A 12,290-nucleotide genomic window follows, 5' to 3' on the forward strand; every position below is an offset into this window, starting at 1 on the left:
TCATGAGTAATAATTCACAAATATCATCTAACTGGCCTGGTTTTCGTAAAATATGGGGCGTCATTGCTGTTATTTTATTCTTATTGCTTTTGCTACTGTGGGCATTAGGTTATGGCCCCGGTGGTCGAAACTGCGAAGTTCCACCAACTATTGTTGAAAAAGTTGTAGAAAAAGAAAAACTCATAGACAACCCTGTGTTACTCACTCAAATTGCTGATCTCGAAAAAGCTAAGGAAAAAGAAACCGGCATGGTTGCAGAGCTAAAAGCTAAAATAGCTGAACTTGAGGCTATGCCACCCAAAGTTGTCACCAAAGAAGTTGATAATCCAGAACTGTTGAAGAAAATTAGTCTACTCGAAACAGAGAATGGCTTAATTCCTGGTTTAAAGGCGAAAATTGGCGCACTCGAGAAAATTGATCCAATTGTGATCAAAAAAGCAGATGCGAATGATGCACAACTCACTGAACGTCTAGCTAAGCTTGAAAAAGAAAACGGTTTGATTGAAGGCTTACGTGCAAAAATTACCGCGCTTGAAGGTATTAGCCCATTAGCAGTTAACAAAGCGAGCCCAGAGTTTGCTGAGCGTTTAGCCAAGTTAGAAAAGGAGAATGCTTTAATTCCTGGTTTGAAAGCTAAAATCACCGCTTTAGAAGGGATAAACCCAATTACCGTCGATAAAGAAAATCCTGAGTTAGCGAAACGTGTTGAAGCTTTAGAAAAGGAGAATGGTTTAATTCCCGGTTTAAAAGCTAAGATCACGGCCTTGGAAAACATTGATCCGATAACGATTAAGAAAGAAGATCCTGAATTAGCTGCACGTCTCGCTGTATTGGAAAAAGAGAATGGCTTAATAGCCGGACTTAAAGCCAAGATTGCAGCACTCGAAAGTATTGAGCCCGTGACTGTGACCAAAGAAGTGGACAACCCCAAGTTATTAAATAAAATTAATTTCCTTGAAATCGAAAACAAGCTTATTCCGGGATTACGTTCACGCATTAAGGAACTGGAGAGCGCTAAACCAAAAATGATGAAAGCTCCAGCAGGTGACTTGCCTGATACGGCTAAACTTTATTTTAGGATTAATAGTGCAACGAGACCTGCAAATACAACTAAAACGTTGTCTGGAATTATCGACTATTTAAAAGATAATGACGGCTCAAAGGTACTGGTTTCAGGTTTTCATGATGCTACGGGTAACCTTGAGCTGAACCAGATTCTGTCATTAAAAAGAGCAGAAGCCGTTGTGGTTGCACTGAAGCGTGCTGGTATCTCAGCCGATCAAATAATCGTTGCTAAACCGACACAAACTGTTGGTTCGGGTACCCGTAATGAAGCACGACGTGTTGAGGTGAAGATCGCACAATAAAGGGTAACTTTTTGTAAATTAAAGCATGTCTTTATAGGCATGCTTTTTTTTGTCTAAAAATTGAGTATCTATAAAGACTCACAGATTTGAATCGGTTCTATTTACACTTTCAATGCGCAACAACGCGCCGATTACAGTGAGACAACAATAAAATAAAAAGTCGCCCAAACTAGGGGGGTGGGAATAATGGGATAGCTTTAATTGATTATTTTAAGGCAGTTATTTTATTTAAAGTTTAGTTAATCAAGAAACAGTCCAGCGACTACGTTTCTGCCTTCTGCCATTAAAATATTAAAAGTACGGCAGGCTGCTTGAGTATCCATCACTTCATAACCGATTTTACCCTCGGCTAAACGTCGTAGAATATCGGCTGATGGAAAAATCTGGGTATTACCCGTTCCCAGAATAATAATTTCTGCATTCAAACGATAAAACGCTTCAAGGTGATCAGCTGTTAAATCTGAATAGCGTTGAGGTGCCCAATCTGCAATTAATTCCATGGGAGATAATACTAGCGAACGCATATACGGTTCGCCATTGATTGCAACTGAATTGTTATCGTAAGCACTGATTTTATAACGCGCACTGTTGTGATCTTCGGCAAATTTCATAGTTGCAATGATGAGTCAATTAATCGCTAAGTAAATGGTAATATTTACAGCTTAAATAAAGGCTGTAAATATCAGGAAAACCTAACCCTATCATAGTGAATGCTGATTGACAGTCAAGGTACACAACTGTAATGTTCTGCGTCTAATTATTGACACGAAATGAAGGTAACTAATGAAAGCGGTAAAGGTTGGATTATTGGGATTAGGAACAGTGGGTGGCGGTACAGCGACTGTTCTAAAAAGAAACGCAAAAGAAATCGCAAGACGCGCAGGACGCGGAATTGAAATCGACTTTATTGCAACCCTAGAACCAGAACGCGCAGCTGAATTAGGCGTAGAGAATATCCGTTTAACCAAAGATGCTTACGAAGTTGTAAACGACCCAGATATCGATATCGTGGTTGAGCTAATTGGTGGATATTCACCGGCTAAAGAGCTTGTGATGCAAGCCCTAGAAAACGGCAAGCATGTGGTCACAGCGAATAAAGCATTAATTGCCATACACGGCGATGAAATCTTTGCAAAAGCACAAGAGAAAGGTTTAGTCGTTGCATTCGAACCTGCAGTAGCTGGTGGTATCCCAATCATCAAAGCATTGCGTGAAGGTTTATCTGCAAACAGCGTTGAATGGCTGGCGGGCATCATTAACGGAACAGGTAATTTCATTCTGACTGAAATGCGTGACAAAGGCAGAGATTTTGATGATGTGCTTGCCGAAGCTCAGGCACTCGGTTATGCCGAAGCCGATCCGACCTTTGATGTCGAAGGTATCGACGCTGCGCATAAATTGAGTATCCTTTCATCAATCGCATTTGGTATTCCACTGCAGTTTGATAAAACCTATACCGAAGGTATTTCTAAGATCACTCAGGAAGACGTGGCTTACGCAGAAGAGCTGGGTTACCGCATCAAACATCTTGGTGTGGCAAAACGTACAGACAAAGGTATTGAGCAACGCGTACATCCAACACTAATACCGGAAAGACGCTTAATCGCAAATGTTGATGGCGTAATGAATGCGGTTCTCGTAAAAGGCGATGCAGTGGGTGCAACGCTTTATTACGGTGCAGGTGCAGGTGATGAGGCAACAGCATCAGCTGTAATTGCTGATATCGTAGATGTCACTCGCGCATTAACAACTGATCCTGAAAACAGAGTTCCTCACCTGGCATTCCAGCCAGATGCTTTATCTGACACACCTGTTGTTGGTATGGATGATATTGAAACGGCTTATTACTTGCGTATGTCTGCCAAGAATGAGGCTGGCGTTCTCGCTGAAGTGACGCGTGTTTTAGGTCAGCAAGGAATCAGCATAGAAGCGTTTATCCAGAAAGAGCCAAGAAAAGGAGAAACGGACGTTGATATTATTTTGCTGACGCATGTGGTCAATGAAGGCAATATGAATAGTGCCTTAGAGCAGATTGCCGCACTGGATGTGATCAATGGTGAAGCAACCAGAATCCGCGTTGAATCACTCAGCTAGATTTAATTATATCTGATTGGTAATACTATTACTAATCAGATAGTTAGAAAGAATATATAAATACGTTTAAACAGGAAGAAAACTCAGCATGAAATTTATAGAAACACGCGGAAATGATGGAACCAGAGCCACTGAAGTGAGCTTCTCAGAAGCTATCCTCGGCCCAATGTCATCTTTTGGTGGTATATATTCACCTGAGTATTTACCTGATCTTGGTACTGATTTTTTACAGAGTCATCTGGACAAAGATTATAAAGCGTTAGCGCGTGATATTCTGGCGGCGTTTAATGTCGATATCGATCAGTCAGATATTGAGACGGCATTGAATCTGTATGATGAGTTCGATAATAGCGAAAACCCTGCGCCATTAGTGAAGGTTAAAGATGACCTTTATGTGAGCGAACTTTATCACGGCCCAACCCGTGCTTTTAAAGACATGGCATTGCAACCGTTTGGTGTAGTGCTTTCCTCAATTGCGCAAAAGCGTGATGAAGAATACCTGATTCTCGCGGCGACCAGTGGTGATACTGGACCTGCAGCACTAGAAACCTTTAAGAATCGTAAAAATGTACGTGTAGCGTGTTTGTACCCTGATGGTGGTACTTCTGACGTTCAGCGTCTGCAAATGGTGACTGAAGATGCAGAAAACCTCAAAGTCATCGGAATACATGGCGACTTTGACGATGCTCAATCTGCATTAAAGCTATTGCTCAGTTCTGAATCCTTCAATGCCAAATTGAAAGAAAAGAACATCTCCTTATCTGCGGCAAACTCAGTGAATTTTGGGCGTATTATCTTCCAACTGATGTATCACATTCACAGTTATTTAGAACTGGTTAGACAGGGCGCAATTGAACTGGGTGACAAGGTTTACCTTAACGTACCAAGCGGAAACTTTGGTAATGCACTGGGTGGTTATTACGCGATGCGAATGGGATTACCCGTTGAAAAAATACTCATCGCCTCTAATCAAAACAATGTGTTAACGCATTTAATTAATGAAGGTATTTACGATATTAGTGATTCATCTGTAATACCTACAAGCTCACCAGCGATGGATATTTTAAAATCATCAAACGTTGAACGTATTCTCTTTGATTTATTTGGCAGTGAGCGTACCAAAGAGCTAATGTCAGATCTGGATACAGATAAACGTTATGCGTTGATCCCTAGTGAACTTGCTGAAATTCAAAAGGTATTTTCTGCTGATTTCTGTACGAATGAAGAAGGTCAGGAATACATCAAACAGGCATTTGAAGCAGGTTATTTAATGGACCCTCATACAGCGACTTGTTTTAAAACATACGATACCTGTCGGGATAAGCCTTTAAAAACGATTGTTTACTCAACCGCAGAATGGACTAAGTTTTCCCCAACTATTGCGAATGCATTAACGGGTGAAGACGGTGGAAGCGATAAAGAAGCACTTCAGGCCATTGCGAGCAAAGCGAATATTGAGATACCCGGAATGATTAGTAGCTTGTTTGATAAAGAGATTACGCAAAGCACTGTTATTGATAAACAGGATATAGAGAAGGAGATTCTCGCTTTTCTGGATTAATCAGAGCAGACTAAACTAAAGTAAATTGAGCAATTATAAAAAACCCTCGTAAGTAGGGGGGGGGACTAAGTCTTTACCTAAAGCATCAAAGGAAACCAATAAGGGAAAATATTTGTTAACTAAAATAGCAGCAGTTCAAATGGCTTCAGGGCCACAAATAAAAGCGAACCTAATGGAAGCCACTCGACTGATTCGAGAAGCAGCCAAGAAAGGCGCACAAATGGTTGTTTTGCCTGAGAGTTTTGCTTTGATGGCGATGCACGAATCAGAAAATATTGATCTGGCTGAAAACTACGGTAAAGGCCCAATTCAAGAAACGATGCGCCAATGCGCAATTGATAATAAAGTCTGGATTGTTGCTGGATCGGTTCCGTTAAAGCTGGATGATTCTGAAAAAGTCAGCGCTTCTTCCTTAATGTTTAACGATAAAGGCGAGATAGTCGCTCGATATAACAAAATTCACTTATTCGACGTCGATATCAATAGCGACGACAATAAAACAAAAGAGCATTACCGAGAAAGCGATACCTTCGAATACGGCAAAGACATCGTTGTTGTCGACACCCCGTTTGGCAAAATTGGCATGGCTATTTGTTATGACTTGCGCTTTCCTATGTTATTCCGCGAAATGGTCAAACAAGGCGCAGAGATATTTCTTATCCCATCGGCTTTTGCCAAATCAACGGGAAAGATTCACTGGGAGCCTCTAATCAAGGCCCGCGCTATCGAGAACCAGTGTTATGTTATCGCACCCGCTCAAGGTGGCTATCATGTGAATGGTCGACATACCTATGGAAATAGCATGGCTGTAGATTATTTGGGACAAGTTCACGGTCTACGCTTGAAAGGTTCGGGAATCATCACCATTAATATAGATTTAAAGGCACAGAAAAAATTGCGTGAAAGTTTTCCTGTGCTAAAACACACTAAGCTGATCTAGGCGAGAAACCATTTCGTTATTATTACTGCAATATAGTTTCCATCATTTTTGTTATCGTTACCGTTAATGTTACTACCGCTATTGTGATCATCGTTACCGTCACCACTGTTATCGTTAAAATTGTTTGTTAATGTCAGTCGGCAAATCATTGGCTTAATAATCAGATGTTGATACACCCAGCTAAGTCCTAATTAAAAAAAGGCCACAAAGTAGGGGGGTGTGTTTGCAAATACCTAAAACCGTATAAAGAGCATGTATATATGAATTCATCCATTCTAGACCAAGCTAAACAGCATTTACTCGAGCCTTCAGGGCTGACAGAATCAAATCTTGAGAATGTCTTTTCACATTTGAAAGGCGCTGATTTAGCCGATCTTTATTTTCAATCTAACCGTTTTGAATCGTGGGTGCTGGAAGAAGGCATCATCAAAAACGGTTCATACAGCATCGATCAAGGTGTGGGTGTGCGCATGGTAGTCGGTGAGCAAACCGGTTTTGCTTACTCAGACGAAATTACCATAGAAGCCTTAACCGAATCGGCGAAAGCCGCTGCCGCAATTGGTCGCTCAGGTACATCTGCACAAACTCAAGCATGGCAGGCGCGTGAAAATAAATCAGTGACTGCATTGTATGGCGTTGATAATCCATTGGCTTCAATGTCGGAAGATGAAAAAATAGCATTGCTACGATTGGCCGATAAATCAGCGCGTGCTGCAAGCCAGTACGTGACTCAGGTTATCGCTAATATTGCGGGTGTACATGAACACATATTAGTGGCCGATAACGAAGGCCACCTTAGTGCAGATATTCGTCCATTAGTCAGAATGAATATTACCGTGATTGTCGAGAAAGACGGAAAACGTGAATCCGCTGGCATGGGTGGCGGTGGTCGTTTTGGTTTTGATTACTTTACTCAGGCAGATCGCATTCGAGAATACGCTGAAGAAGCGGTTAGATTAGCGCTGGTTAATCTGGATGCGGTCGATGCACCAGCAGGTGCACAAACCGTGGTATTAGGCTCAGGCTGGCCAGGAATTCTACTGCATGAAGCGATAGGACACGGCTTAGAAGGTGACTTCAATCGCAAAGGTACCTCTGCATTTAGCGGTCGTGTTGGCGAAACCGTTGCTTCAAAAGGGGTAACCGTGGTGGATGACGGAACCATTGAAAATCGTCGTGGCTCCTTAAGTATCGACGATGAAGGCACTAAAACAAATTGCACAACCTTAATCGAAAACGGCGTGTTGAAAGGCTATATGCAAGACAAGCTCAATGCGAGATTGATGGGGGTTGAATCAACCGGTAACGGTCGTCGTGAATCTTATGCGCATTTACCCATGCCGCGTATGACAAACACCTATATGTTGCCTGGCAATGATGATCCTGAAGAGATTATTGCATCGGTAAAGAAAGGCCTATATGCGGTGAATTTCGGTGGAGGTCAGGTCGATATCACCTCGGGTAAATTTGTATTCTCAGCTTCTGAGGCGTATTTGATTGAAAATGGAAAAGTGACTCGCCCCGTAAAAGGTGCCACCTTGATTGGTAACGGTCCAGATGTACTGACTAAAGTCAGTATGATTGGTAACGATCTGGAGCTCGACAGAGGCGTAGGCGTTTGTGGCAAAGGTGGTCAAAGCGTGCCAGTAGGTGTTGGGCAGCCAACCTTGAAGATTGATGGATTGACAGTAGGGGGCACGGACGCTTAGTCCGGGGATAAATTAGATATGGCAAATAACAACATCAAACAAGATGAAGCGTTTCTACAGGAAACAGCAGAAACCGTTTTAAAACTGGCAAAGAAATACGGCGCTACTGATGCAGAGCTGAGCCTGAATAAAGGCGCAGGTTTATCCGTAGAAATTCATAAAGCGAATGTCGATAAACTCGAATACCATCGAGATCAGGGTTTGAATTTATCGGTATATATCGGTAAACATACTGGCTCAGCGAGTACCGGTGACCTATCGCCAGCAGCAATTGAAGACACGGTAAAAGCGGCGTGTAACATCGCTAAATATACCGAAGAAGACAAATACACCGGTCTAGCCGATGCCGATATGATGGCCACCGATGCTAAAGATCTGGATTTATACCACCCTTGGGATTTAACCGCAGAAAAAGCGATTGAGGTAGCTAAGGAATGTGAAGCAGCAGCGTTTGATTTTGATCCACGTATTATCAATTCAGACGGCGGCGCACTCAGCACATACAGTGGAATTGGTGTGATTGCTAATTCGCATGGCTTTATGGGCACAACCCCTTCCAGTCGACATACCTTAAGTTGTTCGGTAATCGGTCAGGAAGTAGGTGATGACGCCATGCAACGCGATTACTGGTATAGCACCTCGAGGGTGAATGCCGAGTTACAATCTGCGCAAGAAGTCGGTCAAAAAGCGGCAGAAAAAACTCTGGCGCGTTTAATGAGCAAGCAGATTAGTACCCGCGAAACCAATGTACTGTATTCGCCTGAAACTGCCCGCAGCCTGATTGGTCATTTCACAAGTGCAATAGCCGGCGGCGCACAATACCGTAAATCTACCTTCTTACTCGACAGTATTGGTGAAAAGGTTTTTCCAGATTTTATCCATTTACACGAACAGCCGCATATCAAACGCGGATTCGGTAGTGGTTATTTTGATAAAGAAGGCGTAGCCACGAGTAATCGCGATTTAGTCGTCGATGGTATTGTTCAAAACTACATCATGAGCAGTTACTCAGCGCGTCAACTAGGCTTAAAAAGTACCGCGAATTCAGGTGGCACCCATAACTTAACCATCGATTCGACAGGTCAGGATTTTGAAGAGCTATTAAAAATGCTCGGAACAGGTTTGTTTGTGACAGAACTCATCGGTAGTGGTGTGAATAATATCACTGGTGATTATTCACGTGGAGCAGCAGGTTTCTGGGTAGAGAATGGTGAGATTCAGTTTGCCGTCGAAGAAGTGACAGTCGCGGGTAACCTCAAAGATATGTTCCAGAATATTGTTGCGGTCGGTACCGATGTTGATTTACGTGGCGGAACGCGAACAGGTTCTATTCTTGTGGAAGGCATGGTGGTTGCTGGGTCTTAACACCAGTAAACTGCTGAATAAGGAAATTTTAAAAAGAATGGTACCGTTCATCCTGTAGCAAGCTTCAATAAGTAATAATAGAATCGTTCAACAAATTCCCCCGAATAATAAAAATAATAAAAGGGGGATGTATGAACAGCACGTTTTCAACCACTACAGTTTCTACACTGACGCCAGTTACAACGGTCTGTAAAGCTAGACTAAGCATTGCAGATATCGATCGCCATTACTATCAGTCACACCAGCTTACCCTGGCACATCTATCGACTGAAACGATTCGAAAAAATATGATGCGCATTGTCGCTTATATTTATAGTGCTAACGACAAACTCACCGTAAGAAATCAAAAATGGCATAACGATCAGCCAGAACTTCTCGAACACTCTGCAGATAACCAAATCAAACTCTGGATAGATCTAGGTCAACCAGACTTTAAACGGATCAAAAAAGCCTGCAAACTTTCCAAGCGAGTTATCGTTTATTCTTATAATCAAAACCGTACGAGTGATTGGTGGGGGAAGAATAAAGACAGATTGAATCGGTTTAAAAATCTCGAAGTGTATTCGGTAAATGCCAATGAATTGGAAAAACTCAACAATAAGAGAATGTCGTTAAATTGTGTGTTACAAGACGGTGATCTTCAGATTACGGATGGTGCAAATAATCTTCTTATTGAGCGAGAAAGGTTAATTTAGTCTTGTTTTACGAGCTGAATCTGGGCTTTGAATCAGTTATGTATATTTAAGCCACCTCCCCACTTACAGGCACTTTTTTAAAAAAAGTGCCTGTAAGTGGGGAGGTGGCTATTAAAAATGACGCAATTGAATGGTTACAAATTGTTATTTAGTTTAAGTCTTTAATAACGACAATAGCCCCGCGAACTTGTCCTTTTTCATACCCCACAGCTTTATCATCAGGATACAGTTCGTTTATTTTAGACTGAACATCAGCACCAATTTTACTGCCATGACACAGCAGGCATGTTTCACCCGTTGGTAATGCTTTCATAAAACGCAGCGACTTTTTACCATCTTCTTCAACAATTTTGCTATAGCCCATTTTCATCACGTCTTCGCCTTTTGCTGTACGTGCATCGAAGTCTTCAAGCACAAGTTTCTGCCAGGCATTGGGGATGTTTTCAGGGTTGCGGTTTTTAAGGCTGACACGTGTGACTAATGCCTTGTGATCAATTGCAGCCTGTTTGGTAATAGGCATTGCTTTGGTGTTGCACACGCCTAGTGCGTTGATAGGGCCACCGGATTTCATGGCTGTTACTAATTCTTTTTTTAGCTCACTCGCAAACGCCTGAGTGATCATTTTAGCTTCTTTGACTGCTGCGTGTTTTTCAGCTTTTGCCGTATCAGTCTGGGCGAAAACCTGAGCTGAGAAAATCATACTCAAGCATGCGATTATGGTAGTTTTTTTCATGATTCTCATTCACCTGTTCATTAGTTAATTGATTTTTAGTTAGTTAATTAATGATCATAACAAGAGTTTATTTCAATGAAATTAACAAATATCAATCTGAAAAAATCATTTACCGGTGTCTGAGTGAGTGTTATTGGAAATAATAACTTCAAAAAAAGCCCCCAAAGGTGGGGGGTGTAAATTTTTTTATTTAAACGGTATCAGTTTTGATGAGGAAATCCAAAGCACCTACAACTGCTGCAACTTGTGCCTGAATACAGTTTTCATCATCGACTTTAGGGCTGTCAGGATACACTTCAGTCGTCGATGAATATTGAGTGCCACTAAAGCCCGCGCACAAGCCGAGCTTTCGTGTTTGATAATTAATCACACCGTGTTGTTCTACCTTATCTCCAATCATTTCACCTTTTTCATCACCCGGAGCAATATGCGTGACTTTCTCTACGCTCTGAATAATCGCTTTCTGGAATTCGGGTGCCGGGTTTTCTGTATCGCCCACCAGATAAAATCCATCAGGTATGTCCCAGTTGTCCATTGTAATAGCATCTCTTGCGGCTAATGCAGGTCTGAACACTGAGTTATCGGTATCCGTTGTTTCATGTAAATCTAAATGTGCGAGAAATGTTATGTCTAATGATTCGACATAAGCCATGATGTTAGCTGCTTCTTGCGCAGGGCTTGGTAAAGAAAAGGATCGGTTAGGATCGACGGTTTCAGGGTTCCAGCGGTTAATCGTTTCATAACCCCAGGGGCTGATGCAGGGTGCAACAACAAAGTTAAAATATTCGGTGTAGTCTAAAGCCTTTTTCTCTAAAAATCGTATTGCACCTTGTACACCGCTGGTTTCATAGCCATGCACACCACCCGTTATCAGTATATTGGGTTTATTTTTGTCACAGGATTTGGAGTGGATGGCAAATAAGGGGTAATTGCCAATTTGATATTCTAAAGTTCCGTATTGATGGATATCGAAATCATTGTTGAGTTGCTGAATTTTTGCAACAACGGTGTCCTGATAAGAACGTTGAATTTTTTGTTGGGAAAGCCATTGTTGTTTTTCTAATGCTCCCCATTTTTTTGACGGTTCACTGTTGTGACTCATTGCGTTACCTTTGAATGATTTCTTGTTTAAGCTTCAAAGTGCATTTTACGGAATCGAAAAAGCGCTGTCTCTACCTATAAAAAGATAAATTACTAGCTAGTATTGCTAGCATTAAGTGAGTGTCAGATTAGGAAAGAAGTCTTTTTCTTTAAGGTAGGGATTAAACTGCAACGCATGAATAATATTCTGCATTGCTAGTGAAAGTTTGTTCTGGCGTAATCTAATGATCGCGCGACCCGCGAGAGAACCAAAATGACGCGGTTCGAGTTCCAGCGTCTTGGCAATATCTATCAATGATTTTTCGTATTCTTCCTGATGGAAATACACAGTAGCTCGTTGATTCCAGCCTTCTGCATAATCAGGTTTCATTTTGATGACTTGATTCAATACTTCGATCGCACCGTTAAAATCGTAAGAACGACGTTTCTGCAAGGCATCTTGCATCAATTCATCAACCTTATCGTCACCTGACATCATCCACTGTTTCCAGATTACCTGCTCAAGCTTACGCGCCTGTTCCACACTGGACGCGTGTTTTAAATCTTTAAACAGAGAGTCCAGAATTGTGTTTTCGGCAAATACAGGTGCGTGAGCCATTATGCTGAGTAGAATAATACAGAAAGTCTGTTTTAACAGTGAATAGTGGCTCATATCATCTCTTTTGATTTTGCAGTAACAGTATTTCAAGCATAGACCATTAATAATGATATTCAACTTTTATGAT

11 protein-coding genes are annotated in these 12,290 nt (G+C 41.7%); 7 read left to right on the top strand and 4 right to left on the bottom strand.

Annotated elements, in window-relative coordinates; translation table 11 throughout:
* Window positions 1–2 precede the first annotated feature (2 nt).
* Window positions 3–1,367, top strand: a complete 1,365-nt coding sequence (locus OO007_RS17180; RefSeq protein WP_325809715.1) for an OmpA family protein — start codon at window positions 3–5, stop codon at window positions 1,365–1,367.
* A 239-nt stretch (window positions 1,368–1,606) separates the two neighbouring features.
* Here the strand turns inward: OO007_RS17180 and OO007_RS17185 are convergent, their stop codons facing one another.
* Complete coding sequence (locus tag OO007_RS17185) at window positions 1,607–1,978, bottom strand: Mth938-like domain-containing protein (RefSeq protein ID WP_325809716.1); 372 nt, start codon at window positions 1,976–1,978, stop codon at window positions 1,607–1,609.
* Window positions 1,979–2,150: 172 nt separating this feature from the next.
* Between OO007_RS17185 and OO007_RS17190 the strand changes: the two genes are divergently transcribed.
* The 6 genes from OO007_RS17190 to OO007_RS17215 all read left to right on the top strand — a co-directional run bounded on the left by OO007_RS17190 (window position 2,151) and on the right by OO007_RS17215 (window position 9,731).
* On the top strand, window positions 2,151–3,461 hold the full coding sequence (locus OO007_RS17190; protein ID WP_131906433.1) for a homoserine dehydrogenase: 1,311 nt from the start codon (window positions 2,151–2,153) through the stop codon (window positions 3,459–3,461).
* An 88-nt stretch (window positions 3,462–3,549) separates the two neighbouring features.
* Window positions 3,550–5,022, top strand: coding sequence for a threonine synthase (gene thrC / locus OO007_RS17195; protein ID WP_325809717.1), 1,473 nt, complete (start codon window positions 3,550–3,552; stop codon window positions 5,020–5,022).
* 112 nt (window positions 5,023–5,134) lie between these two features.
* Window positions 5,135–5,962: a carbon-nitrogen hydrolase family protein gene (locus tag OO007_RS17200; RefSeq protein WP_325809718.1), complete on the top strand. Its 828-nt coding sequence runs from the start codon at window positions 5,135–5,137 to the stop codon at window positions 5,960–5,962.
* Window positions 5,963–6,222: 260 nt separating this feature from the next.
* Window positions 6,223–7,671, top strand: coding sequence for a metalloprotease TldD (tldD, locus tag OO007_RS17205; RefSeq protein ID WP_325809719.1), 1,449 nt, complete (start codon window positions 6,223–6,225; stop codon window positions 7,669–7,671).
* An 18-nt stretch (window positions 7,672–7,689) separates the two neighbouring features.
* Window positions 7,690–9,036, top strand: a complete 1,347-nt coding sequence (pmbA, locus tag OO007_RS17210; RefSeq protein ID WP_325809720.1) for a metalloprotease PmbA — start codon at window positions 7,690–7,692, stop codon at window positions 9,034–9,036.
* A 131-nt stretch (window positions 9,037–9,167) separates the two neighbouring features.
* Window positions 9,168–9,731, top strand: a complete 564-nt coding sequence (locus OO007_RS17215; RefSeq protein ID WP_325809721.1) for a YaeQ family protein — start codon at window positions 9,168–9,170, stop codon at window positions 9,729–9,731.
* Between the two features lie 148 nt (window positions 9,732–9,879).
* On the opposite strand, the gene OO007_RS17220 is transcribed toward OO007_RS17215, so the two are convergent.
* The 3 genes from OO007_RS17220 to OO007_RS17230 form a co-directional block, all read right to left on the bottom strand.
* Complete coding sequence (locus tag OO007_RS17220; protein ID WP_325809722.1) at window positions 9,880–10,464, bottom strand: Tll0287-like domain-containing protein; 585 nt, start codon at window positions 10,462–10,464, stop codon at window positions 9,880–9,882.
* 190 nt (window positions 10,465–10,654) lie between these two features.
* Complete coding sequence (locus OO007_RS17225) at window positions 10,655–11,566, bottom strand: M14 family metallopeptidase (RefSeq protein ID WP_325809723.1); 912 nt, start codon at window positions 11,564–11,566, stop codon at window positions 10,655–10,657.
* Window positions 11,567–11,677: 111 nt separating this feature from the next.
* Window positions 11,678–12,217, bottom strand: coding sequence for a tetratricopeptide repeat protein (locus OO007_RS17230; protein WP_325809724.1), 540 nt, complete (start codon window positions 12,215–12,217; stop codon window positions 11,678–11,680).
* Between the last annotated feature and the right edge of the window lie 73 nt (window positions 12,218–12,290).

It is taken from the genome of Cocleimonas sp. KMM 6892 (assembly GCF_035798195.1).
Lineage (GTDB): Bacteria > Pseudomonadota > Gammaproteobacteria > Thiotrichales > Thiotrichaceae > Cocleimonas > Cocleimonas flava.